Here is a 24,356-nt window from a genome sequence, read left to right on the forward strand (position 1 = left end):
CTACACACATGCGGGTCACGTCTCCTGTCCGCCAACAGGGAGTTGCCTCATGTCAGCAACACGGCGTCAGATCCTCGCCCGCACCGGCGCCATCGCCGCGGGCATCACCTTCAGCGGAGCCGTCTCCGAGCTCTTCTCCGGCACCGCCGCCGCCCAGGGACTCGGTCACCGCGGCTACGGTCCGCTGATCACCGACCCGGACGGCCTGCTCGATCTTCCCCGGGGGTTCCGCTACAAGGTCCTCTCCAGGGAGGGCGATCCGCTGCGCTCCGGCGAGGGCCGGGTCCCCAGCAACCACGACGGCATGGCCGCCTTCCCGGGCCGCCGGGGCCGCGTACACCTGGTCCGCAATCACGAGAACCGCGCCACCGCCCCGATCCCCGTCCCCACCGTGCCCGGCCTCACCTACGACCCGATGGGCAAGGGCGGCTGTACGGCACTGGAGCTGGACGGCCACGACAAGGTGCTGGGCGAACGCGTCGCCATCGCCGGAACCGCCGTCAACTGCGCGGGCGGGCCCACCCCTTGGGGCACCTGGCTCACCTGCGAGGAGACCGAGGACAGAGCCGGCACCAACGGCTACACCAAGGACCACGGCTTCATCTTCGAGGTCGACGGCGCCGATCCGCGCCGTACCGGAGCCGTACCGCTGACCGCCATGGGCCGCTTCCAGCACGAGGCGATCGCGATCGATCCCGGCACCGGCATCGTGTACGAGACGGAGGACGCGTTCGACCGTCCGTTCGGGCTCTTCTACCGCTTCCTGCCGGAGAAGCCGCACGGCGGGACCGGATCGCTGCGCGCGGGCGGCGCCCTGGAGGCCATGCGGGTGCCGGGGGTGCCCGATCTGTCGGCCGTCCGGGAGCCGGGCACGTCCTTCGACCGCGTGGAGTGGGTCCCCGTACCCGACCCGCTGGCGCGGGAGACCCCGATCCGGCTCCAGGACTTCGGCCCCCGGGGCATCACCCACGCGCAGAAGCTGGAGGGCTGCTACTGGGGTGGGAGCGCGGTCCACTTCGTGTCGAGCTACGCGCGCAGCGCGGAGGGCTCGGCGGCGGATCACTACGGGCAGGTGTGGAAGTACGAGCCGAAGCGGCGCCGGCTCACCCTGGTGATCGTCTTCGGCCCCGACACGGACATCCAGCTGCCCGGCGAGTCGCCCGACAACATCTGCCTCGCGCCGAGCGGCGGCCTGATGGTGTGCGAGGACGGCGGGGGCGCCCAGCATGTGTTCGGCGTGACGCGCCGGGGCGAGGTGTACGCGCTGGCCAGGAACGCTCAGGCGCTCACATCAGCCGCTGCCGCGGCGGGCGGCACCCCGGAGGAGCCCGAGTGGGGCGAGTTCGCGGGCGTCACCTTCTCGCCGGACGGCGCGACGATGTACGTGAACTGCTATACGCCGGGGACCACGTTCGCGGTGACCGGCCCCTGGAAGTAGTCACCCGCGGCAGCGGTCGCAGAACGCGCCGATCCGACGCACCCTCTAAGGAGTCGACCTAAGGGGTGCGCAGTGGCCAAGAAGGACAGGAAAGCCGGGCAGCGGAACCAGCCACCACCGGCGCTCCGTGAGCTGCTGCGCATCCCCGAGGGCGAGCCCGTCGACCTCTCCTCGTACGACTCCCGGGCCACCCCGGGCGGCCCGGCGAACAAGGCGGCGGCGCTCGCCGCCGTCGCTCCGCTGGCGCAGCGGCTGTCCGGTCTCCAGGACCGGCTGTACGCGGCCAGCACGGCGGGCGAGCGGCACCGGGTGCTGCTGATCCTCCAGGGCATGGACACCAGCGGCAAGGGCGGCACGATCAAGCATGTGATCGGCCATTTCAACCCGGCGGGCTGCCGGGTCAGGGCCTTCAAGACCCCGACCCCGGAGGAGCGGAGCCACCCCTTCCTGTGGCGTGTCAGACGGGCGCTGCCCGAGCCGGGCGAGATCGGGATCTTCGACCGTTCGCAGTACGAGGACGTCCTGATCACCCGCGTACGGGAACTGGTCCCCCGGCGGGATCTGGGCCGCCGCTACGGCCAGATCAACCGCTTCGAACAGGGCCTCGCCGACAACGGCGTGACGCTCGTGAAGGTCTTCCTCCACCTCGGCCACGAGGAGCAGCGCGACCGTCTGCTGGCCCGCCTCGACAACCCGGACAAGCACTGGAAGTTCAGTCCGTCCGATATCGAGGACCGCGAGCTGTGGCCCGCCTACCAGGAGGCGTACGAACTGGCCCTGCACCGCTGCTCGACGGCGGCGGCCCCCTGGTATCTGGTCCCCGCGGACCGCAAGTGGTACCGCAACTGGGCGATCAGCACGCTGCTGCTGGAGCATCTGGAGGCGCTGGACCCGGCGTATCCGCCGGCGGACTTCGATGTCGAGGAGAGCCGCCGGGAGCTGCTCGCGACGGGCTGATCCCGGGCGTGACCGTACGGGGCGACTTCGGCGTGGGCGAGTGCCGTGCGACCGATCCAGGCGGATCATCATATATTTTCCGTGAATGACCACATATGTACGTATTCTCGCCACCGTCGCCGTCGCCGTCCTGGGCGCTGCCCTCTGTGGTTGCGCCGGCGACGCCGGCAAGGCCGTGACCTCCGGCTCCTCCGCCGCGCGCGCCGCCGCGACGTCCAGTCCCGGAGCGGTGGAGGGACCACCGACCCTGGCCCCCGGTCCCGGCGGGCTGACCCCGGTCTTCAAGCGCGGGAACCCGGCCGCGGGCAAGACCGTGGCACTCACCTTCGACGCCGATATGACGGCGGATCAGGGCACCCGCGCGGCACAGGGCGAGCGGTTCGACAACCCCTCGCTGATCGCCCTGCTGCGCCGGCTGGAGGTGCCCTCGACGGTCTTCATGACGGGACGCTGGGCCGAGGAGTACCCGACGCAGGCGAAGGCCATCGGCGAGGATCCGCTCTTCGAGATCGCCAACCACTCCTACAGCCACTACGCCTTCACGGCGGACTGCTACGGGCTGCCACGGGTCGGCGAGACCAAGATGAACGAGGACGTGCAGCGGGCCTTCACCGCGTTCGCCGAGGCCGGGGCGCGCAATGTGGTGCCGTACTTCCGCTTCCCGGGCGGCTGCTACGACGACGCGGCGCTCCGCGCCCTGGCCCCCTCGAAGGTGACCGCGGTCCAGTGGGACGTCGTCAGCGGCGACGCCTTCGCCACGGACGCGGAGGCGGTCGCGCAGCAGGTGCTGGAGGGCGTGAAGCCCGGGTCGCTGGTGGTGATGCACTGCACCCGCAGCGCGGCGCCGGTGACGGAGGACGCCGTACAGCAGATCGTTCCCGAGCTGCGGAAGCAGGGCTACCGGTTCGTCAAGGTCTCCGAGCTGATGAGCCACTGAGACGCGCCACTGACGCGGCGGTCAGTGCGCGGCGGCCTTCTGCGGGGTGGCCTCGCTCGGGCGGACGATGACGAAGCCCTCGCCCTGGAGCATCAGCTGGACAGCCTCGCCCGAGCCGCCGCGGATCATCGAGCCGACGGACTGCGAGCGGTGCAGCGAGGTGGAGAGCTGCGCGCTCCATCCGACGACCGCGTCGGTGTCGACGTACACCGGGGCCTGGGCCGTGACGGGGATCACTATGGGGTTGCCCTCGCAGATGACGCCGAGCTTCCCGTAGCCGGTGAAGAGGCTGTTGAAGAGCCCGCCGCCGGTCATCCCGGCACCCTTCACCGTCTTGATCTCGTACGAGAGGGTCGAGTCGAAACAGAGCACGTTGCGGCCGTTGATGGTGAGCGCGTCGCCCTGCTCGACATCGACGATGAAGCAGTTGGCGGCCTCATGCGCGAACCACGCCTCGCCCTGGCCCGTGACGCTCATCAGGGGCAGGCCCTCGCCGGTGACGGCCCGCTTGAGCATGCCGCCGATGCCCTGGCCCTTGCGTTCGAACTGGAGGCTGCCACGGAAGGCGATCATGGATCCCTGCCGCGCGTACATCTCGCCGTGGACGGCGTACTTGATCGATTTGGGGTTCTGAAGCGTCATCCCGGGGGCGGTGGCCGGCTGCGCCAGGTGCTCGGTGGCAAAGAGATCGCTCTTCATGCCGTGCATACTCACCCGGACGCTCCTGTTCCGCCAAGAAAGGTTTGGCCAAGAAAGCGGGACCGGGGCTGCTGGCAGACTGGACCCGTGAGCAGTGACATCAGTGACCGTAGCGACCCCGGTGACCGTAGCGACCACGGCGACGGCAGTGACCGCGTGCCCGGCCGGACCTCCCCCGACGAGGCTCCCCAGTTCGTACTGCCGCTGGTGGTCCGGATCGAGAAGGCCGCGCCGCCCGCCCGTACCGACGCCCTGGAGACGGCCGCCCGCGCGGTGCTCATGATGCTCTCCGACGAGCGGTCGGTGGGCGAGGGCGAGTGGGCGCGGGCCATGCGGGACTGGCAGGACGCCCGGATCCGCAAGGTGGTACGGAGGGCGCGCGGCGCGGAGTGGCGCCGCGCCTCCGCGCTCCCCGGGCTCACGGTCATGGGCGCGGGGCCCACGACGGAGACGGCGTCCGCCGCCGAGGTACGGGTCTTCCCGCCCGTCCCGCTCGACGGCTGGCCCAAGGAGCTGGCCAAGCTCCAGGTCTCCGGGACCGAACTGGACGACGCCGGGCCGCCGCCCGCGCCGGACCCGGCGCGGCCCGTGCTCTGGATCGGCCCCGATCTGGACATGTCGGCGGGCAAGGCCATGGCCCAGGCCGGGCACGGCGCCCAACTCGCCTGGTGGGAGCTGTCGGAGACGGAGCGCAAGACCTGGCGCGAGGCCGGCTTCCCGCTCGCCGTCCGTACCGCCGACGCGGGGCGCTGGCGCGAACTCACCGCCAGTGGACTGCCGGTGGTCCGTGATGCCGGATTCACGGAGATCGCGCCCGGCTCCTGCACCGTGGTCGCTGATCATCCGGCGCTCCGGGGCTGAACACGGCGGCCGGGCCGTACGTATCTTCCGTTACCGCGAAGCGGGTTGAACAGCCGGTCGGACCGGCGGTGGGTTCAGCGGTGTCGGAATTCGGTTCGGGAGGCAGCACATTGTTGCGACGCATCAACGGTACGGCGCTCATCATCGCGGCCCTGGTCGTCACGGTCGGGGCCCTGGCCTTCCCCGTCTGGTCGTACGCCGACCGCTCCGGTACCGGTCAGGCGAACCTCAACGCGTCCAGTGTGGCCACCCAGTGGGGCCCGCTCTCCGCGACCGACCGCGACTTCCTGGTGAAGGTGCGGCTGGCGGGGCTCTGGGAGCTGCCGGCCGGGCAGCAGGCCATCGAGCGCGCCCCCAGCCGGGCGATCAAGGAGTGCGGTGACCATCTGGTCGTCGGCCACACCGATCTCGACAAGCGGGCCCGCGAGGTCGCGGCGAAGCTCGGGGTCGAGCTGCCGAACCAGCCGAACGAGCAGCAGCAGGGCTGGCTCAGGGAGTTGTCGGCGGCCACCGGCCAGGAGTACGAGCGAAAGTTCGCCAATCTGCTGCGCAACGCCCACGGCAAGGTCTTCGCGCTGATCGCGCAGGTCCGGCACACCACCAGGAACACGCTGATACGGCAGCTGGCGAGCGACGCCAACCAGACCGTCCTGGACCACATCACCATGCTGGAGGCCACCGGCAGGGTCGACTTCGACGCGCTCGCCAACGAGGCGGCCGGCACCATGACTGCCAGCCCGACCGGGCCGCCGCCGCCGAACGGGAATCTGCCGCCGGCGCCGGACGCCCTGGCGCCCAGCGGCAACGACACCTTCACCTCCCGGCCCTCCACCCAGCCGGGCGCCCCGACGGCGATCAACACCGACCGGCCGCCGCCGGGAACCGGTCCGTAGAGACCCGTCCGTACGTGAGACCCGGCGCCGGCCCGAAACCTCAAATCATCCTCTGAACGTCCCCTCGGGCGGATTGACCGGCGCGCCGCGGGGTCATGACCTCTGCACCGCGCCCGGCGCGGACAGGGGAGGACCTCGGACACCGAGGAGGGGGAGCCATGAACGGCACACCACAGCTGGGGATCGGCATCGGCTGGCGCCCGGAGATCGCGGACACGGTCGAGGCGCTGTCCGGTGTCGACTGGGTCGAGGCCGTCGCGGAGAATCTCTGCCCCGGCCATCTGCCCGACTCGCTGGTACGGCTGCGGGAGCGCGGCGTGACCGTCGTACCGCACGGGGTCTCGCTCGGCCTCGGCGGAGCGGACCGGCCGGACGCGCGGCGGCTCGCGGATCTCGCGGAGCGCGCCGAGGCCCTGGGCTCCCCGCTGGTCACCGAGCACATCGCGTTCGTACGGGCCGGCGGGGCGCTGACCGCGTCCCCGGTCCTGGAAGCCGGTCATCTGCTGCCGGTCCCGCGCACCCGGGACGCCCTGCGCGTGCTCTGCGAGAACATACGGATCGCCCAGGACGCGCTGCCCGTACCGCTCGCCGTGGAGAACATCGCCGCGCTGATCCGCTGGCCGGACGAGGAGATGAGCGAGGGTCAGTTCCTCGCGGAGCTGGTCGAGCGCACGGGTGTACGGCTGCTGATCGATGTCGCCAATCTGCACACCAACCAGGTGAACGGGGGCGAGGACCCGGCGAAGGCGCTGGACGAACTGCCGGTCGAGGCCATCGCGTACGTCCATGTCGCGGGCGGGACCGAGCGCGACGGTGTCTGGCACGATACCCACGCGCACCCGGTCACCGCGCCGGTGCTGGACATACTGGCCGAGCTGCGCGCCCGGGTCGCGCCGCCGGGCGTCCTGCTGGAACGGGACGACGACTTCCCGCCCGCGGCGGAGCTGGCCGGTGAACTCACCACGATCCGGGAGACGATCACGGCCGCGGCGGCCGTCGCGTCTCCGCGCCCGGCGGCGGGGGCGGGTCCGGCGGCCGGGGCGGGTCCGGCGGCCGGGGCGGCTTCGGCGACAGGGGCGGGTTCGGTGACAGAGGCGAGAACGGGGGCAGGGGCAGGGGCTGCGGAGGAGCGGGAGGCGGGCGACACCGGCGCCGCCCGTGGCCGGCTCGCGCTGAGCGAGGCCGCCCTGCTCTCCTCGCTGGTCGCCGGTACGCCCGTACCCGAGGGGTTCGATCCGCGGCGGCTGCGCGTCCAGAGCCGCGCCCTCGCCGCCAAGCGCGCCGGGGTCGTGGCCAAGGTCGCCCCCGAGCTGCCGGACATCCTCGGCACGGGCTTCCGCCCGGCGTTCCTGGCGTACGCCGCGCACACACCCATGCGCGCCGGATACCGCCGTGACGCGCTCGACTTCGCCGAGAGCCTGCTGACCGAGGGGCGCCCCGAGGACTCCGCCGCCCGGCGCCGGCTGGCCCTCTGGTGGCGGGAGCGGGCCGCCGCCCGTCCGCCGCGCCGGGCGACCCGTCTCCTCCGCGTGGCCCGCGCCGCGCTGGTCGGGAGATGAGGGCGGTGACTGCTGGGGGCACGTAGGGACCGGGGTTCCCAGGGATCCGGCCGGGCACATCCCGTACCGTACGGCCACCCCTCAGACCCTTCGGAGTGGCCGTACGACGCATCGGGGTCATTGCGACCGACACCGCGCACGGATGCTTGTCCGGCCCCGCCGCTCTGCCGACCCTCGGTCCGCGGATCACCCTCCGGTCCGCACGCACGGAAGGGAACGCGATGAGAGCAGTAGCGAAATACGGGGCTCTGGCCACCCTCGGCTCCGTGGTCCTGTCGGCCCTCGTCGCCGCCCCCGCGGACGGCGCCGACGCCACCGGCGCCCCCACCACACCCGGCGCCACCAGCGGTGTCGTCCGCGCCGCCCAGCGCGCCGCCACCGCCGGGATCGTCTTCGGCGCCTGCCCCAAGGCCGAGCGGCTGCCGGCCCCCATCGTCTGCGGCACGGTCGAGGTCCCGCTCGACTACACCGAGCCCGACGGCCGGACGATCAGCCTCACCGTCAGCCGTGTCCCCGCGAGCGGGACCCCGGAGCGGCGGCAGGGCGCGCTCGTCTTCAACCCCGGCGGGCCCGGCGCCTCCGGTATGTACTTCCCGATGGCCGCCGGGGTGCCCCAGTGGAAGCGGATCGCCGAGGCGTACGACCTCGTCGGCTACGCCCCTCGCGGGGTAGGCCGCTCCGCCCCGCTCTCCTGCGGGGATCCGGCGGACTTCGGCAAGGCCCCGACGCAGTCCCCGGTCCACCCCTCCGAGTCGTACAAGCGGGAGCGGATCGCCGAGGCCAAGGCGTACGCGCGGGGCTGCGCCCGCACCGCCGGTACCGCGCTCCCCCACTACAACTCGCTGAACAACGCCCGCGATCTGGAGGTGCTGCGCGCGGCGCTCGGCGAGCAGAGGCTGACCTTCATGGGTGCCTCGTACGGGACCTACTTCGGCGCGCTCTACGCGACGCTCTTCCCCTCGCACGTGGGCCGGATGGTCCTCGACTCCGCCGTGAACCCGGACCCCGCGCAGATCTGGTACCGCAACAACCTCGATCAGTCGGTCGCGTTCGAGCGGCGCTGGGAGGACTTCCGTACCTGGGTGGCCAAGCATGACGCGACGTACCACCTGGGCACCGACGCCGAGGCGGTGCGGCACAGTTACGAGCGGGTACGCGCCGGGGTGGCGCGCAAGCCGGCCGGCGGGAAGGTCGGGCCCGGCCAGCTCCAGGCGGCGATGCTCGGAGCCGGTTACCACGACGACTACTGGCCGGCGCGCGCCTCGGCCCTCTCCGCGTATCTGAAGGGCGATCAGCAGCCGCTGATCGACCAGGCCGCGCCCCGTCCGGCCGCCGCCGCGGAGAGCGAGAACGCCACGGCGGTCTATACCGCGGTCGAGTGCAATGACGCGCCCTGGCCCACGGACTTCGCGGTGTGGGACCGCGACAACACCGCGCTGGCGCGGCGCGCGCCGTTCGAGACCTGGGACAACGCCTGGATGAATCTGCCGTGCGCCTACTGGCCGGCGCCCCGGCAGCGGCCGGCCGACGTCCGCACCCGGCCGGGCCAGTTGCCCCCGACGCTGATCCTGGCCGCGGAGCGGGACGCGGCGACGCCGTACGAGGGGGCGGTGGAACTGCACAAGCGGCTGGCGGGTTCGGCCCTGGTGACCGAACGGGACGCCGGTACGCACGGGGTGGCGGGCGGCGGCAACGCCTGCGCCACCGCCTATGTGGAGGACTATCTGCTGCACGGAAAGACGCCCGCGCGGAGCGCCGAGTGCGCGCCGCGCGCGGAGCCGGACCCGGCGTCGCCGGAACCGGCCGACAGGATGGTCCACCTGCGCGCGAGGCACAATCCGGGGGCTCGTTTCTGAGCGCCCGGCGACCCGTCGCGGGCCCCGGAACGGACCGGGCCCGCTGCCGGGTCGCGGGCACCGGCCCGTCAGACGGTGCTCTGTTCCGCGGGTGAGACCCGGAACAGGAACGACAGCCCGTTGACCGTCGAGCGCGCCCTGTCCACCGCTTCCGCCGCGGTGGGGGCGGTCGCGCGGGCGCGGGCGACGCGGGCGAACGAGCCGTGGCCCGTCAGTTCCGAGCCCGGCGCGAGAAGCACCAGGACGTCGGCGTCCGGGCTCTCCGGTGCGCCGTCCGCCGGTCCGATGAACGTGCCCTGCGCCCGCGGAGCCGTGTACCAGATGGCCTCGCAGCGCGGAGCGCGGTCGGATTCCAGGATGGCCCGGATGTCGGGGAGCACCTTGTCGCCGAAGGTCTGCCGGGTCTGGAAGTCGATCATGTCGACGCCGACGGCGTCCTTGGTCAGCTCGAAGATCTCGTCGCCGCCCACCCGCAGGTGCGTCTCGATGACGCGCGGACCGTCGGCGGTCAGCACGATCTCGGTGTGCGTCGGGCCGAACTCCACCCCCAGGGCGTCGAGGACGTCCCTCACATGACCGTCGATCGCCTCCTCCGCTCCGGCGTCCAGCGGAGCCGGGAGGACATGGCCTAGCTCCACCATGTTCTCCGGGTCCGAGTACTTGCGCGTGATGGCGACGACCACGTGCTCGCCCGTCTCCGAGAACGCCTCCACGCTGTACTGCGGGCCGCTGTGGTACTGCTCCGCCAGGACCCCGAGCCGGGAGATGCCCGGGAAATCGCCGGTCGCCGTGCGGTACGCCGCCGCCGCCTCCTCCGGGGAGTGGACGAGGGTGACGCCGAAGCTCGCCGTGCCCGCCGCCGGCTTCACGATGAAGGGGTACCCGGCGCTCTCGCCGAAAGCCAGCAGGTCCGCCTCGCCGTACACGCGGGCGGCGGCCGTGTCCTCCACCCCCACCTGACGCAGCCGCTCGCGCATGGCGTGCTTGTCCTGCACCAGAGATACGGTCTCGGGGCTGTGGGTGGCGACACCGAGCGCGGCGCCCACGGCGGCGGCACGGTCCTGGTCGTGCTCCCAGAAGGTCGTGATCCGGGTGACCGGCAGGAGTTCGTGGACGGTGCGGGCCAGCGCGACGACCTCCCCCATCGGGGCGTCCTGGCGCACGGCGACGACCCGCAGGTAATTGCCGGACTCGGTGATCCGGGACAGGTGCTCCGGGCGGCAGATCACCGAGATCCGCGCCGACTCGTCCAGGGCGCGCAGCCGAGCGGCGTAGTCGAGCTTGGGGCCGATCGCGAACATCAGGAAGTGGTCCGACGCCGGGGCCGGTGCGACATCTGACATGGGGAAGCCTTTCGTGAGGGTCGGGAGACAGCTCTGGGGCACTACGGGGCGACAAGGCGGCTCGATCGGCCAGGGGCCGCCACTTCGCGCGACGGGGCCGCTTCGACCAGTCCGCGCGACAGCGCCGCTTCGATCAGCCGGAACGGCGGACGCGGGGTCAGGTAGAAGTGGTCCCCCGGCACGGTGTGGTGGGTGAACGGCCCCTCGGTCACCTCCGCCCACGCCGCCGCGTCCTCCGCACCGACCAGCGGGTCCGCGTCCCCCGCGATGGCGGTGACCGGGCAGGTCAGGGTCGCTCCGGGCCGGTGGGCGTACGCGTCGAACATCCGGAAGTCCCCGCAGACGTAGGGGAGTATGAGCTCGCGGAAGTCCGGGTCGGCCAGCAGCTCGGCGTCCGTTCCGCCCAGTGCCGTCAGGGCGTCCGCGATGGCGTCGTCGTCCATGTCGGCCGCGCCGGAGCCCTCGGGATGCGCCAGCTGCGGGGCGCGGGCTCCGGAGGCGAAGAGGTGGGCGATCCCATGGCCCCGTGCCTGGAGCAGACGGGCGGTCTCGAAGGCGACCACCGCGCCCATGCTGTGGCCGAGGAAGGCCACCGGCCGGTCCAGGAGCGGTCGTACCGCTTCGGCCACGTCGGCGGCCAGTCGCGGCAGGCTGGTGGGCAGCGGCTCGTCGAGCCGGGCGGCGCGCCCCGGGTAACAGACGGCGTGGACCTCGTACTCGGGGAGTCCTTCGGACCAGCCGCGGAAGGAGGACGCCGAACCTCCCGCGTGCGGGAAGCAGATGAGGCGGTACGCCGCCTCGGGGCGCGGGGCCGTACACCGCAGCCAGGTCGTCATCGCCGGTCTCCCGCCGGGAGCAGGGATTCCACGAGCGCCGTATGACGGGCCAGGGTGGAAGCGGTCATCAGAGCGCGGACCGGAACGCGGACCCCGAGGTCCTCTCCGATCCGGCGGGCGAGCCGGACCACGAGCAGCGAGTCCCCGCCGAGGTCGAAGAAGTCGGAATCGTCCGACAATCCGGTGCTGCCCAGCAGTTCGGTCCACCGGGCCGCCACCGACTCGGCCGGGGTCCTCGCGGGTGCCGGTGCGACGTCCGGGCCGGGCGCGACTGCCGTGGACGCGGGTACGGCGCCGGTACGGACCGATCGGACCGCTGCCGTACGGACCGCTGCCGCCGGTGCCAGCAGGCGCGGCCCCGCGAAGACATGGCCGGGCAGACGCACCGGGCGGCCGGGTCCGGTCAGGCCGGCCGGGTCCACGGGCAGGCCCCTCGCCCACAGCTCCGCCAGTGCCAGCAGAGTCTCCTCGCCGCGGCGTCGCGAGCGCCCGGCGCTGAGCGGCAGCGCGGCCAGCCCGGCGGCTTCCGCCATCCCGCTCAGCGCCTTGCCGGGACCGGCCTCGACCGCCACGGCGCCGGGGAAGGCCCGCGCGATCGCGGCCAGGCCGGCGGCGAACCGCACGGCTCCGCGCGCCTGTTCGGCGAACGAGCCGGGCTCGACGACGCTCCCGGCGGGAACGAGCGCCCCGGTGGCGTTGGAGAGGTACGGCAGCACGGGCCGGCCGAGGGTGACGCACCGCGCCGCCTCCCGCAGCCGGGCGACGGCCGGGTCGAGCATCCCGGTGTGGAAGGCGTGGCCGGTACGCAGCCGGCGGACGGTCTCCCCGCTGCCGAGCCATGCCTCGAAGGCGTCCACGGTCTCCACCGGCCCGGCCAGCACCACGCTCTCGGCGGTATTGACGGCGGCGAGCTCCAGCCGGTGCCCGCCCCCCGCCGGGGAGGACGTCGAGGCCGTGAACCGTTCCGCCAGCTCCAGCGCCCGCTCCTCGCCCACCGCGAGCGCGAGCATCGCACCCGGCGGACACGCCTGCATGGCCCGGCCCCGCACGGTGACCAGCGCGGCGGCGTCCGCGAGCCCCAGCACACCGGACAGCGCGGCGGCGGTGATCTCACCGAGGCTGTGCCCGGCGAGCGCGACCGGGGCGACGCCGAGCGCGGTGAGCGCCGTGGCCGCCGCGTACTCGACGCAGAACAGCGCGGGCTGCGCCAGTTCCGTACGGGCCAGCTCACCGGCCGGGAACTCCGCCGTGCGGAGGGCGGACCGCAGCCGGGCCGCCAGGGCGGGCTCGAAGTGGGCCAGGCACTCCTCCAGCACCCCGGTGAACCCGGGCAGCGCGTCCTGGAAGGGCAGGGCCATGCCCGGGTACTGGCTGCCCTGGCCGGGCAGCAGGAACACCACGGGCGCCGCCGGGGCGGCCGTCCGCGCCGAGGCGGACCGCAGCCGGTCGGCCAGCTCCTGGTGGGTGCGGCCCGCGACGGCGGTCCGGTACGGAAGACGGGGCCGCCCGGTCGCCAGGGTGTGGGCGATGTCCGTGAGCGCCGTGGAAGCCAGGTTGTCCGTCAGGTGGTCCGCGAGCCGCCGGGCCGTGCGCCCGAGGGCCTCCGGGCTCGCGGCCGAGAGCACGAGAACCCGGTCGCCCGGGTCGCCCGCCTGGATCTCATCGCCCGTCCGAGGGCCTGTCTTCGAAGTAGCGCCGTCCGCCCGCAGGGCGGGCCCGGCGGCGTCCGGTGCGTGCGATCGCAAGGCGGAGGGTCTCCCCAGTACTGGACGTACTGGGGAGACCCCGACAACGCCGCGAGCGTGCGTGCCGGGCGTCGCCGGGCAGGCGGGACTTTGAAGACAGGCCCGAGGTCGGACCGGCGGCTGCTCGACCACGACGTGTGCGTTCGTACCGCCGATACCGAAGGAACTGACGGCCGCCCGGCGCGGCTGCCCCGGCCCGCTGCCCCAGTCCTGGCGCTCGGTGGGCACGTACAGCGGCGAACCCTCCGTCTCCAGCAGCGGGTTGAGGCTCCGGAAACCGGCCACGGGCGGCACCTGGCCGTCCCGTACCACCAGCAGGGTCTTGATGAGCGAGACCAGGCCCGAGGCCGCGTCGAGATGACCGATGTTGGCCTTGACCGCGCCGACCGCGATCTGCCCCGGCCGGGCGCCGAGTTCGCGCAGGACGGCCGAGGCGGCCGACCACTCGATGGGGTCGCCGACCCGGGTACCGGTGGCGTGCGCCTCCAGATAGCCGAGGGAGTCGGCGTCGATGTCGGCGGCCGTGAGGGCGGCACGGATGACCGCCTCCTGGCCGGTGGCGGACGGCGCCTGATAACCCGCCTTCGCGGACCCGTCGTTGTTGACCGCGGTACCGAGAATGACGCCGTACGCGTCGCAGCCGCCGTCGACCGCGTCCGCGTACGGGCGCAGGACGACGGCCACGACACCGGAGCCGGCCAGCGCGCCGTCGGCGTCCGCGTCGAAGGGCCGGCACGCGCCCGACGCGGAGAGGATGCCGCCGGGCAGGTGGACATGCCCGGACTGCGGGAAGTCGACGGCCGCCGCGACGACCACGGCCTGTTCGCACTCGCCGTTCAGCAGCGCCTGCACGGCGAGGTGGACCGCGACCAACGAGGAGGAGCAGGCGGTCAGCACGCTGAGGGCGGGGCCGGTGAGACCGAGCCGGTAGGCGATGCGGGTGGCCATGTAGTCGGGCTCGTTGGCGCGCAGCGCCTCTTCGATGCCCGCCGCGTCCAGGGTGTTGGAGGTGAGCATGGCGCGCAGGTACGCGCTGCTGCTCGCGGAGGCGTAGACGCCGGTGACCCGGGACTCGGCGGTCGGATCGCAGCCCGCGTCCTCCAGCGCCGTCCAGGCCGCCTCCAGCATCAGCCGGTGCTGCGGGTCCATGAGTTCGGCCTCGCGCGGGCTGATGCCGAACAGCTCGTGGTCGAACCGGTCGGCGTCGTCGAGCAGTCCGCGCACCGGGACATAGTCCGGGTCGTCGACCAGGTGGGCGGGCTCGCCCGCGTCCAGCAGCCGCCGGCGGTCGAGGCGGGTGGTGAGGATCTCTCCGCGAAGCAGCGCCTGCCACCAGGTGGGGATGTCGGCACTGCCCGGGAAGCGCCCGGCCATTCCAGTGACGGCGATGTCCAGGGACCGGTCGCGCTCCGCGTCCTGTGCGTCCCACGCGTCCGCTGTGTTCTCGGCGTTCTCGGCGTTCTCGGCGTTCTGGGTGTTCTGGGTGTTCTGGGTGTCCCGGGAGTACGAGCCGGTCATCGGGCCGCTCCCTGCTGTACGCGGCGCCGGCGGGCACGGGCGGCGCGCTCGCGGCGGGCCCGCTCGGCCCGGCCGGCGGCCTGCTCTCCCGTGCCCGCACCGCCGGTGCCCACCGCGACGCCGGCCCGGACCAGCTCGGCCTGCGCGGTCACCGTGGCGCAGCGGAAGAGGTCGACGACGGAGGGCTGTACGCCGGTATGGCGGGCCAGGGCCTCCTGGAGACGGATCATCAGCAGCGAGTGCCCGCCGAGGTCGAAGAAGTTGACATCGCCCGGCACCGAGGAGATCTCCAGGACCTCGGCCCACGCGGCCGAGACCTGGGCGACGGCGTCGCCGTCCGGCGGTACGGGCACCTTCTGCCCGGCGGACCGGCCCTCCTCTTCGAGAAGTCCGGCCAGGGCGGCGCGGTCCGCCTTGCCGTTGACCGTGACGGGGAAGGCGTCCAGCGCCTTCAGCCGGGACGGTACAGCGGCCTCCGGCAGCACCCGCGCCAGGCTCTCCCGTACGGCGGACAGCTCGTCCGGCGCGCCGGTGACCACGAATCCGGTGAGCCGGGTGCCCGTGGCGTCCGGTACGACCACGGCCTCGCGGATGCCGGTGCAGGCGCGCAACGCCGCTTCCACGGCGCCGAGTTCGACGCGATGGCCGCGGATCTTGACCTGGTTGTCGCGGCGACCGAGGAACTCCAGGGTGCCGGTCCCGGTCCAGCGCACCAGGTCGCCGGTGCGGTACATCCGGGCGTGACCGCCGGCGAAGGGGTCGGGGGTGAAGGCCCGTGCGGTGGCGTCGGGGCGGTCGAAGTAGCCGCGGGAGACGCCGGCGCCACCGATGTGGAGCTCGCCGGTGACGCCGGGGGGCACCAGGCGGCCCGCTTCGTCCAGCACGTAGAGCCGGGCGCCCGGCACCGGACCGCCGATGTCGACCGGTCCGGCCGCGTCGAAGCGCCGGTAGGTGGCCCAGACGGTGGCCTCGGTCGGCCCGTACTCGTTGACGAGTACGGTGCCGGCGCCGAAGGCTTCGGTGTGCCGCCGCAGCAGGGCCTCGGGAAGCGCCTCACCGGCCGTGATCACCGTGGTGAGGGTGGCGAGCGGAGAGAGGCCGGAGCGTTCGCCCGCCACGAGCAGCGCGTCGTACAGGGAGGGGACACTCAGCAGATGCGTGACGGCGTGCCGCTCGACGAGGCCGAGCAGGGCCGGCGGGTCGCGGAACTCGTCGGGCCCGGCGACGACCAGCCGTCCGCCGGCCGTCAGCGTGCCCCAGAGGCCGGCCACCGACGAGTCGAAGGCGAGCGGGGAGAGCAGCAGGAAGACCGGTTCGCCGGGGTAGACGTCGCGGCGGGCCCGGGTGGAGGCGGCCAGCTGGCTGTGCTCGACGACAACACCCTTGGGGGCGCCGGTGCTTCCCGAGGTGTAGATGAGGTACGCGGCGTCCTGCGGGCCGCTCCGCGCGGGCGGCAGGATCTCGCCCTCCTCGCGTATCGACGGCTCGTCGACGGTGACGACGCTCAGGCCGGGCGATGTCACACGACGCGCCGCGTCGCCGGTCACCAGGACGACGGACACGCGGGCGTCGGCGAACACCGCGGCGATCCGCTCGTCCGGATTGGCCAGGTCGACCGGTACATAGGCGGCTCCGGTACGTACGACGCCGAGCACCGCGGCGACCATGGCCGTGGAGCGGTCGGCGAGGACACCGACCCGGTCCCCGGGGCCGATACCCGCGCCCGCCAGCCGGGCGGCGATCCGCCCGGCCCAGGCGTCGAGTTCGCCCCGGGTGACCTGGTCCCCGCCGCAGACGACGGCGACGCGGCCGGGTTCGGCCGCGGCGAGCGCGGCAACCTGTGCGTGCACCGGCTCCCGGCCGTCCTCCGGCAGCGGGCTGCCGAGCCCGAGGTCCAGCACCGCCCGCCGCCCGGCCTCGTCGAGCAGCGGCAGAGCGCCTCCGATGCCCAGAGGCCGGTCGGTGATGGCTGCGCGGACCTCGTCGGCCCGCTGCCGGAACTCCTCGCTACCGCCCCCGGCCGGGGGCTGGTCAAGATGTGCGGCGGACGGCGATGACATCGGAACTCCTTGGGTGACGGTCGGAACGCGTGGCGGTGGGGTCAGTCGGCCAGCGTCATCGTGAGGTGGATGCGCTCCGTGCCACCGGCGTTGTAGGCGGAGTGGTGGCGGAGGGTGTTGAGGATGTGGATCCGGCCGTCGGTGGGCACGTGGTACGTGTGGCCGCTGCGGAAGAGCAGTCGGCTGTCCTCGTTGCTCTGGATCGCCACGTGCGCCACCCGGGAGTGGTCGGTGTGCATGTGGTAGATCTCGCCCGGGCCCAGGGTGACCAGGCGCATCCGGCCGGGACGGAACGGCAGTTGCCGGTACAGCTCATGGAAGTAGGTGTCCTTGAGCGCGTCGTTGAAGAACGCGAACTCGTTCTCCTCGAAGTTCTTCGTGCCGGTCCGCTGGTCGAACTGGCCGTTGCCGGCGTCGCGCCACGGGTCCTCGGCTCCGGCGCGGTGCGTCAGGCCCAGGCGGCGCAGCCGGTCCTCGGGCCTGCCCGAGGGAGCGTCCGGGACGCGCTCGATGTACTGGTGGTACGCCTTGACGATCTCGTCGTGGTCGAGCTGGAGCCCGGGGACGATCTCGACGAGATCGCTGTCGATGGGGCTGAGGGTGGGCGTGGCCGTGGCCATGGTGATCTCCGGTTTCTCCGGGCGGTCGCCCGGACGCTGAAGGGGAAGGGGGTGAAGGGGTCGTTCGCGGGAGTTACGCGGAAGGGGCTTCGTACGCCCGGACCTGCGGTGAGGTACGGACCGTCCAGGAGACGAGCGGGCGGCTCACCAGGCCGACGACGAGGAACAGCGCGCCCAGCAGGAACCAGCCGGGCCGGCCGAGGCTGAAGGCGAGGGTGCCCAGCAGGGCGGGCGCGAGCGCTTCGGCGACACCGCCGCCGAGCCCGAAGATGCCGGAGTACTGGCCCTGCGCGTGCGGGGCGGCGAGTCCGAAGGAGTACTCCATGGCCGCCGCCGCGTGCCACAGTTCGCCGAGCGTATAGACGGCCGTTGCCACCAGGAGCAGCGCGGCGGCGGCCCATGGGGACACGCTGCCCGCCGTCATCATCAGCAGCAGGCCGGCGCAGACCGCGACTCCCGCCCAGCGCATCCGGGTGCCCGCCGACTCGGGGTCGGAGACGTTCTTGCTGACCGCCACCTGGAGGGTGATGACGAGGACGGTGTTGAGCACCAGTACCCCGGAGACCATCCAGCGGGGTGCCTCGGTGTGGTCGACGATCCACAGCGGCAGGAGGAAGGTCGGCACCGCGAAGTGCAGGGACATCAGGCAGTTGAGGACCGTGGCCGCGAGGTACGGGCGGTCCCGCAGGGCGTCCCAGCGGCCACTGAGCGGCGGTGCGGGGACGGGCACCAGCCGGGGCAGCCACAGCAGCGCCACCGCGCTGCCCGCGAAGGCCAGGGCCCGGCCGCCGACCAGGCTCAGATAGGCCGGCGCGGTGTCGAGCTGGATGGCCACACCGGCACCCAGCGCGCCGAGGGAGATGCCCAGGTTGGTCGCGGCCCGCAGGTAGGCGCGGAATCTGGCCGGGTCGTCCCCGCCGAAGCCGCGCACCAGCGGCGCCCGGCTGGACTTGTCGGCCGCGAAGACCACACCGGTGAGGACCGAGATCAGGACGAACGACCAGAAGGCGTCGACCAGCAGGAAGCAGCCCATGAAGACGGTGCCCGCGAGCATGACCGCGATCTGGGTCTCCCTGGCGCCCCAGCGGTCGGCGATCCGGCCGCCGAAGACGCCGGCCACCAGGCCGACCATCGCCCCGGCGAACAGCCCGAACGCGACCTGGGACATCGGGAGGTGCACGACCCTGGTGAAGTACAGGGCGCTGGACGACATGAACATCCCACTGCCGAGGGCGTTCACGAAGGTGGCCAAGGCCAGGGGGCGCTTGGGCCCGCGCTCCGGCAGGAGCCGCGCGAGCGGCCCCGGCCGGCCGGCGGAGGTGCCCGCCGGCGGCTCCGTGGTCACTGCCACAGCGGGTCCCGGAAGTCGGCGTCGGGGCGCGTCTCACGGCCCCAGGCGCGCAGTTCGCGGCCGGTGACACCCTGGGGGGCCACGACCATGCGCTCGTCGAACCAGGCGCGTACCTCCGCGAACCGGGTTTCGAGCTCCTCCTCGCTGCGGGCCGACACCAGCACCTGACCCATCCGGTGATTGGTGTTGTCGATGTCGCCGAGGAATGTGCCGCCCGCCGGGAACTCCACCCGGGCGTACTCGACACCGGGCAGGGCGCGCAGTTCGGCGGGGGACGGGCAGGAGAAGAGTGTCCCGGCCCGCCCCTTGAGGTAGGTGGTGCCGAAGAGCTCGGGGCGGTGGTCGAGGTCCCCGCGCGGCTCCCGCCCGAGGGCGCTCAGCAGCGCCTCCTCGCCCAGGTGGATGCCGAACTTCGCCTGGACCTGCTCGTGCACGAGGGCTCCGCCGCGCCGGGCCGCGCACTCGCTGAAGGTGAGGCGGCCGGTGCGCGGATCGTGGAAGAGCTCCATGTGGAAGACGCCGTCCCGCAGGCCGAGCGCCTCCAGGCAGCGGCGGACCGTCGGTTCGGCCCGGTCGTAGGCCCAGGTCTCGGACTTGGGGTCGAAGTGCCGCATCCACAGCGGGGTCTGCTCGTCGATCATGGTGAGGCAGGGCGCGCCGTACCGTCCGACGGCCAGGAAGCGCAGCTCGCCGTCGCGGAGAAAGCCGTCGGCGATCCATTCCTCGCCGCCGATGTACTCCTCCAGGACGAAGGTGCGCTGTGCGGAGCGGTCCGTGCGGTAACGGCGGCTCAGGACGCTCAGCGCCGCCGGGCTGTCGACGACGGTGGTCCGCGCGGTCGCCGCGCCCGCCACCGGCTTGAGCACGGCCTTCTCGTACTCCCACGGGACACCGGAGACGTCGTGCACGTCGTCGATGACGGTGACGCGGGCGGTGGGCACGCCGGCGGCGGCGACCTTGCGCTTCTGGAGCGACTTGTCCCGGAAATGGACGGCGGTCACCGGGTCGATGGCACGGCAGCCGAGATACGAGGCGAGGACGCCCGCTGTCACCAGCCCCCATTCGTCGGAGGTGTGGACGGCGTCGAACCGGTGCTCGCCGAAGCCGTTCCGGTGCAGGGCCATCAGGATGGCCTCCGGGCTCTGCTGGTCGTCGACGAGCAGCCGAGTGAACTCCCGCGGTACCTCGGCGAATCCATGGTCGTACCCACCGGGGCCCTGGACGACGACCGCGCCGACACCGTTGCGTACGCAGGCCTGCATGACGTACTTGTCGGTGCCGAGCAGGAGCACGCTGGGGCGGGAGTCGCCCTCGGTCACCCGGTAGACCTCGTCCTTCAGGGTCTGGATGGTCGCGCGGTCCGCGCGGATCGTGGCCGGGTCGGGTGCCGTCAGGAAGATCCGCAGCGGGCTGGTGAGCAGGTCGGCCGTGGGCCTGATCCGCTTGCCGGGCGCGAGCTTGACGCCCACCAGGTGCACGCTGGGCAGGGCCGCGATGCGATCGACGGCGTCCTGGTTCACGGCTTCCACGACGCCGTCGCGTTCCGTACGGGTGCTGTGTACGGCCGCCGCCGCGCGGGGGGAGTAGACGAGGCCGGCGTACCGGTGCGCGAACTCCTCGGGGCGGGCGTAGGCGAGGGCGGTGAGGTCGGCCTGGTTGGCGCCGAGGCAGCGGTCGTGGAACCCGGGGTTCATGTTGCCGTTGAGGCGGGCGCCGATCTCGACCAGGGCCGGACCCCGCGGGGTCATGATGACCTCGGCATGGGCGGGGCCGTGCAGGATGCCGAGCGCCTTGAGCACGGTGTCGACGTAGGCGATCAGCTCGGGGACCGGCTCGGTGGCCGGGTCGAGCAGGACATCGAGGTCGTAGACGTTCTTGCCACCCGGCAGGATCTGCTTCTCGTACTCCCAGACTCCGCACACATAGCGGTCGCCGTCGACGCTGACGGTGTCGACGATGTACTCGGTGCCCTCCAGGAACGACTGGACGAGCGCCTCGGTGTTGGGCCGGTCGAAGATGTCCGTGGAGCCGAGCACCGCGCGGGCCGCCGCCAGGACCTCGGCGGAACTGTGGCAGCGGTAGACGTGGTCGGTCGAGGCCGAGCTCAGCGGCTTGACGACGACGGGGTACGAGCCCGCCCGCTCGGCCCAGTCGGCGAGGGCCTGGGGGTCACTGCCCTTGTACTGGTCGGCGCACCGCACTCCGGCCCGGCGCAGGGCCTCGATCATCTCGTACTTGTCCCGGCGGGCGCCGGAGAGCGCCGTGCCGTTGGTGGCCAGCCCGAGGCGCTCGCTCAGCGCGTCGGCGAGCGGGACCCCGGGCTCCTGGCCCGCCAGCACGGCCACCGGTCCGAGTGCGGCGAGAGCCTCGACGGTCCGCTCGAAGGAGCCGTCCGGGCAGTGGTAGTTGTCCCGGTAGGCGCCGAGGTCCGGCTGGAGCATCGTCGACATGGGTTCGGCGGTGCTGTGGACGTGCACCACGTCGACGCCCAGCCGGGCGAAGGCAGGGGGCAGGAAGGTGCCCGTGGAGTACCCGTCCACGATCACGGCGGTCCTGACCGCGCGAGCGGGTGGCAAGTCGGAAGCCATCGAGTCCATCACTCTCTGTGCGGTATCGGGTATCTGACGGTGCGTTACGCGGCCGGCGGGACGGGCCAGCCGATGTCGCCCTCCGCGATGACGGCGAAGCCGGGCAACGGCGCCGGACCGGGCCAGCCGATGTCATCCGCGGCGACGAGGGAGTTGGTGGGCGGAACCGGCCAGCCGATGTCATCCGCCGTACCGGCGGCGATCGCGAAGAGGGCCACGAAGGCGAACGCGCCGGCTGCGACACGGATCCGGGTGACACGGGGGAAGGGCTCCACAACTACTCCTTGGCAGAAATGAAAGACGAGGTGCGGCCCGGCTCGGCGGCTGCCGCTTGCCCAGGAAGCTAATACAGTCATCACAAGCTTGGCAAGGAGTTGCCAACTGATTGGCAATCCCGATCTCCACCAGGACCGCACGATCCACGCCAACCCGTTCCACATCCCTGGGCAAGGATTTGCCTAGCTGCCCCGTTTCTGGCTAGCCTCGTCCTCACTTACGGCAACCTGTGCTGGAGTCGGCGCACCCGGCTCCCCGCCCCTTTCCCCCCACCTCGCAGTACGACCAATGGGGTTGATCACGTGCTGGAACAGCCTTCCTTCGGGCGGCGGCTCAAGCAGCTGCGCAGAGAGCGGGGCCTGTCCCAGGCCGCGCTCGCCGGCGACGGAATGTCCACCGGGTACCTGTCCCGGCTGGAGTCCGGCGCACGACAGCCCACCGCGCGCGCCGTGGAACATCTGGCCTCCAGACTGGGCATCGGCGTCGCCGCGTTCGAGGAGTCCGGCGCCACCGACTCACTGGCCCAGGCCCTCGCCATCGCCACCTCCACCGATTCCGACGAGACCTTCACAACGCTGGAGCGCGCCCTCCGCGCGGACGACGGCCAGGACCCGCTGCTGCGCTGGCAGGCCCTGTGGCTCGTCGCGCAGTGGCGGCGACGGCACAACGAACACGCCAAGGAGCGCACGTTCCTGGAGGAACTCGTCGCGCTGGGTAACGAACTCGGCCTGCCCGCCCTGCGCTCCAGAGGCTTCACTCAACTGGCACGCTGCCTGCGCGCCTGCGGTGAGATCGTCCCCGCCGTCGAGGCGGCAACCACGGCCCACCAGCTGGCGCGGGACAACAAGTTGCCCACGCAGGACATGGTTTCCAGCCTGCTGGCCCTCGTGTCGGCCGAGACCGAGGTCGGGCGGCTGGCCCAGGCGCGGGCGCACGCGGACGAGCTGACCGCCCTGACCGTGGGGCGCTCGGACTCCCTGTGGGCGGAGGCGCTGTGGACGGCCGCCGCCGTCCGGGTGCGCCAGGGCGATCTCGGCGCCGCCCAGGAGCTGCTGGAGCAGGCGCTGGACCGCTTCAGCAGCGCGAAGAACCTGACGCTGTGGACGCGGCTGCGGGTGGCGGCGGCCCGGCTGCACCTGCAGAAGACACCGCCGGAACTGGACATCTCGGAGCAGTACATCGAGCAGGCCGAGACGAGCCTGGTCTTCGTCAGCATTCCCGCGCTGGAGCAGGAGGTGACGTTCCTCAAGGCCGAGATCGCCTTCCAGCGGGGGCAGTTCGCGGACTCACGCGCACTGCTCGACCGGGTGCGCGGCACCGATCCCCATATGACGTACCGCAACCGGGTGCGCCTGGAAATACTCGACAGCCGGCTGCTGATCATCGAGGGCCAGGAGCAGGAGGGCCTGAAGCGGATGCGGGCCCTGGCCGAGGAGGCTCAGGCGGCGTCGAACATCGACCTCGCCGCCGACATCTGGCGGCTGCTGGCCGAGACCCTCGCGAAATCGCACGAAGCTCCCACTGCCTGAACGAGTAAGTCCGGCCGGTCTTCGCGGGTCCGCGAAGACCGGCCGGACAGGAACACGCGGCCGGGGTCAGCCGAGGCGGCGGCCCCGCAGCAGTCCGACGGCCGCCAGGAGCAGGAAACCGCCGCACCCCAGGATCATCCCGGTCCAGCCGTATCTGGCGTGGAGCGCGGTGCCGGTCAGTGACCCCACCGCGCCGCCGGCGAAACTGGCGAGCATGAAGAGGGTGTTGAGCCGTGCGCGGATCCGCTCGTCCAGCCTGAAGACGCGCACCTGATTGGCGACCTGCCAGCAGCTTCCGCCGTACACCAGCAGGTTCGAGCCGATGACGAGCGCGGTCATGGAGTCGCCGCCGTAGACGCCGAGGATCAGGAAGGCGGCGGCGACGCAGGCCAGGGCGAGTGTGTTGACGTACAACGGTCCGCGCTGGTCGCTCAGCCTGCCCGCCGAGTACGACAGCAGCGCCGCCGGCAGGCTGAACAGACCGAACAGCCCGGCCCACGCCACCCCTTTCTCGAAGGGCGGCCCGGCGAGGTGGAAGGCGAGTGTCGCCCAGAAGGCGCTGAACGCGGCGAAGACCGTCGCCCCCAGGAACGCCGAGAGCCGCAGCTCGGCGTGGGCGAGGATCAGCTTGGGCATGGTCCCGATCAGCTTCCAGTACGGGACGGACCGTTCCCCGCCGCCGTACTCGGGCAGCAGCCGCGGCAGGACGAGGACGAGCCCGCCCGTGAGCGCGGCGGCCACCAGGTAGGCGGTGCGCCAGTCGCCGCTGAGCCCGACGACCGCGCCGGAGAACGTGCGCGAGAGCGTCGACCCCAGAGTGATGCCGATGCCGATCATCCCGACGGTACGGCCGCTGTGGGCGGGCCCGGCCATCGAGGCGGCCGTCGGCATGAGCACCTGCGGCAGCACCGTCGTGGTCGACAGGGCGACCGTGGCGACGGTGAGCGTGGCCAGATTAGGGGCGGCGGCCGCGACCAGCAGTCCGGCCGTCGTGAGCAGCAGCAGCGCGGTGGTGAGCCGGCGCAGCCGGGCGACGTCCGCGAGGGGGACGACCAGGCTGATGCCCAGCGCGTACCCGACCTGCGCACCGGTGGCGATCAGGCCGGCGGCCGATCCCGACACCCCGAGCCCCGACGCGATGGCGTCCAGCAGGGGCTGCGGGAAGTAGATGTTGGCGACCGTGAGGGCGCCCGCGATCGCGATGGTCAGTGCGGTCCCGCGCCCCAGTCCTGAGCGGGGCTGCGCGGGGGGTGCTTCGACGGTCATGGGCGGTTCCCTCGTGTGGCGAGC

18 protein-coding genes are annotated in these 24,356 nt (G+C 72.6%); 8 read left to right on the forward strand and 10 right to left on the reverse strand.

The features are described 5' to 3' along the window. Positions 1-49: 49 nt before the first annotated feature. From ACFRKB_RS17710 to ACFRKB_RS17720, 3 genes are all read left to right on the forward strand, one after another. Entirely contained in the window at positions 50-1,438 is a 1,389-nt protein-coding gene (locus ACFRKB_RS17710) for an alkaline phosphatase PhoX (RefSeq protein ID WP_383106773.1), read from the forward strand. Between the two features lie 72 nt (positions 1,439-1,510). Then, the gene (locus ACFRKB_RS17715) at positions 1,511-2,395 is read left to right on the forward strand and encodes a PPK2 family polyphosphate kinase (protein WP_383106775.1); all 885 of its coding nucleotides are present in this window, start codon (positions 1,511-1,513) and stop codon (positions 2,393-2,395) included. An 85-nt stretch (positions 2,396-2,480) separates the two neighbouring features. Next, on the forward strand, positions 2,481-3,332 hold the full coding sequence (locus ACFRKB_RS17720) for a polysaccharide deacetylase family protein (protein ID WP_383106776.1): 852 nt from the start codon (positions 2,481-2,483) through the stop codon (positions 3,330-3,332). A 21-nt stretch (positions 3,333-3,353) separates the two neighbouring features. Here ACFRKB_RS17720 and ACFRKB_RS17725 read toward each other — a convergent pair whose 3' ends face one another. Further along, a complete protein-coding gene (locus ACFRKB_RS17725) occupies positions 3,354-4,031 on the reverse strand; it encodes an AIM24 family protein (protein WP_383106960.1) in 678 nt (225 codons plus the stop codon). 87 nt (positions 4,032-4,118) lie between these two features. On the opposite strand from ACFRKB_RS17725, the gene ACFRKB_RS17730 reads away from it, so the two are divergent. From ACFRKB_RS17730 to ACFRKB_RS17745, 4 genes are all read left to right on the forward strand, one after another. Beyond that, positions 4,119-4,892, forward strand: coding sequence for a peptidyl-tRNA hydrolase (locus ACFRKB_RS17730; RefSeq protein WP_383106777.1), 774 nt, complete (start codon positions 4,119-4,121; stop codon positions 4,890-4,892). A 113-nt stretch (positions 4,893-5,005) separates the two neighbouring features. Then, positions 5,006-5,785 carry a DUF4142 domain-containing protein gene (locus tag ACFRKB_RS17735; protein ID WP_383106778.1) on the forward strand — a complete coding sequence of 260 codons (780 nt, stop codon included), beginning with the start codon at positions 5,006-5,008 and terminating at the stop codon, positions 5,783-5,785. A 158-nt stretch (positions 5,786-5,943) separates the two neighbouring features. After that, the gene (locus tag ACFRKB_RS17740; protein WP_383106779.1) at positions 5,944-7,344 is read left to right on the forward strand and encodes an MbnB/TglH/ChrH family RiPP precursor modification enzyme; all 1,401 of its coding nucleotides are present in this window, start codon (positions 5,944-5,946) and stop codon (positions 7,342-7,344) included. Between the two features lie 221 nt (positions 7,345-7,565). Then, entirely contained in the window at positions 7,566-9,200 is a 1,635-nt protein-coding gene (locus tag ACFRKB_RS17745; protein ID WP_383106780.1) for an alpha/beta hydrolase, read from the forward strand. A gap of 68 nt (positions 9,201-9,268) precedes the next feature. Here the strand turns inward: ACFRKB_RS17745 and ACFRKB_RS17750 are convergent, their stop codons facing one another. The 8 genes from ACFRKB_RS17750 to ACFRKB_RS17785 form a co-directional block, all read right to left on the reverse strand. Continuing rightward, positions 9,269-10,543, reverse strand: coding sequence for an ATP-grasp domain-containing protein (locus ACFRKB_RS17750; protein WP_383106781.1), 1,275 nt, complete (start codon positions 10,541-10,543; stop codon positions 9,269-9,271). A gap of 41 nt (positions 10,544-10,584) precedes the next feature. Then, complete coding sequence (locus ACFRKB_RS17755; protein WP_383106783.1) at positions 10,585-11,379, reverse strand: thioesterase II family protein; 795 nt, start codon at positions 11,377-11,379, stop codon at positions 10,585-10,587. Further along, positions 11,376-14,642 (reverse strand): type I polyketide synthase, encoded by a 3,267-nt coding sequence (locus ACFRKB_RS17760; RefSeq protein ID WP_383106784.1) that lies wholly within the window; start codon positions 14,640-14,642, stop codon positions 11,376-11,378. Before ACFRKB_RS17760 ends, ACFRKB_RS17755 begins: the two co-directional genes overlap by 4 nt. Further along, on the reverse strand, positions 14,639-16,702 hold the full coding sequence (locus ACFRKB_RS17765; protein ID WP_383106785.1) for a non-ribosomal peptide synthetase: 2,064 nt from the start codon (positions 16,700-16,702) through the stop codon (positions 14,639-14,641). The genes ACFRKB_RS17760 and ACFRKB_RS17765 overlap by 4 nt, the downstream gene beginning before the upstream one ends. A gap of 41 nt (positions 16,703-16,743) precedes the next feature. Next, positions 16,744-17,322, reverse strand: a complete 579-nt coding sequence (locus ACFRKB_RS17770) for a hypothetical protein (RefSeq protein WP_383106786.1) — start codon at positions 17,320-17,322, stop codon at positions 16,744-16,746. Positions 17,323-17,395: 73 nt separating this feature from the next. Continuing rightward, a complete protein-coding gene (locus ACFRKB_RS17775; RefSeq protein ID WP_383106788.1) occupies positions 17,396-18,673 on the reverse strand; it encodes an MFS transporter in 1,278 nt (425 codons plus the stop codon). Then, a complete protein-coding gene (locus ACFRKB_RS17780; protein WP_383106789.1) occupies positions 18,664-21,261 on the reverse strand; it encodes an ATP-grasp domain-containing protein in 2,598 nt (865 codons plus the stop codon). The genes ACFRKB_RS17775 and ACFRKB_RS17780 overlap by 10 nt, the downstream gene beginning before the upstream one ends. Positions 21,262-21,305: 44 nt before the next feature. Beyond that, on the reverse strand, positions 21,306-21,536 hold the full coding sequence (locus ACFRKB_RS17785) for a hypothetical protein (RefSeq protein WP_383106791.1): 231 nt from the start codon (positions 21,534-21,536) through the stop codon (positions 21,306-21,308). Between the two features lie 303 nt (positions 21,537-21,839). On the opposite strand from ACFRKB_RS17785, the gene ACFRKB_RS17790 reads away from it, so the two are divergent. After that, positions 21,840-23,066, forward strand: a complete 1,227-nt coding sequence (locus ACFRKB_RS17790; RefSeq protein WP_383106793.1) for a helix-turn-helix domain-containing protein — start codon at positions 21,840-21,842, stop codon at positions 23,064-23,066. A gap of 66 nt (positions 23,067-23,132) precedes the next feature. Here ACFRKB_RS17790 and ACFRKB_RS17795 read toward each other — a convergent pair whose 3' ends face one another. Beyond that, complete coding sequence (locus ACFRKB_RS17795) at positions 23,133-24,332, reverse strand: MFS transporter (RefSeq protein ID WP_383106794.1); 1,200 nt, start codon at positions 24,330-24,332, stop codon at positions 23,133-23,135. Positions 24,333-24,356 lie beyond the last annotated feature (24 nt).

This window comes from Streptomyces scopuliridis, from assembly GCF_042790125.1.
In the GTDB taxonomy this organism is placed as follows: Bacteria; Actinomycetota; Actinomycetes; order Streptomycetales; family Streptomycetaceae; genus Streptomyces; species Streptomyces scopuliridis_A.

Coding starts and splice junctions, on each gene's coding strand:
- ACFRKB_RS17750 (WP_383106781.1), bottom strand. CDS start 10,543: ATGTCAGATGTCGCACCGGCCCCGGCGTCGGACCACTTCCTGATGTTC.
- ACFRKB_RS17755 (WP_383106783.1), bottom strand. CDS start 11,379: ATGACGACCTGGCTGCGGTGTACGGCCCCGCGCCCCGAGGCGGCGTAC.
- ACFRKB_RS17795 (WP_383106794.1), bottom strand. CDS start 24,332: ATGACCGTCGAAGCACCCCCCGCGCAGCCCCGCTCAGGACTGGGGCGC.
- ACFRKB_RS17720 (WP_383106776.1), top strand. CDS start 2,481: ATGACCACATATGTACGTATTCTCGCCACCGTCGCCGTCGCCGTCCTG.
- ACFRKB_RS17740 (WP_383106779.1), top strand. CDS start 5,944: ATGAACGGCACACCACAGCTGGGGATCGGCATCGGCTGGCGCCCGGAG.
- ACFRKB_RS17710 (WP_383106773.1), top strand. CDS start 50: ATGTCAGCAACACGGCGTCAGATCCTCGCCCGCACCGGCGCCATCGCC.
- ACFRKB_RS17770 (WP_383106786.1), bottom strand. CDS start 17,322: ATGGCCACGGCCACGCCCACCCTCAGCCCCATCGACAGCGATCTCGTC.
- ACFRKB_RS17765 (WP_383106785.1), bottom strand. CDS start 16,702: ATGTCATCGCCGTCCGCCGCACATCTTGACCAGCCCCCGGCCGGGGGC.
- ACFRKB_RS17725 (WP_383106960.1), bottom strand. CDS start 4,031: ATGAAGAGCGATCTCTTTGCCACCGAGCACCTGGCGCAGCCGGCCACC.
- ACFRKB_RS17760 (WP_383106784.1), bottom strand. CDS start 14,642: ATGACCGGCTCGTACTCCCGGGACACCCAGAACACCCAGAACACCCAG.
- ACFRKB_RS17745 (WP_383106780.1), top strand. CDS start 7,566: ATGAGAGCAGTAGCGAAATACGGGGCTCTGGCCACCCTCGGCTCCGTG.
- ACFRKB_RS17780 (WP_383106789.1), bottom strand. CDS start 21,261: ATGGCTTCCGACTTGCCACCCGCTCGCGCGGTCAGGACCGCCGTGATC.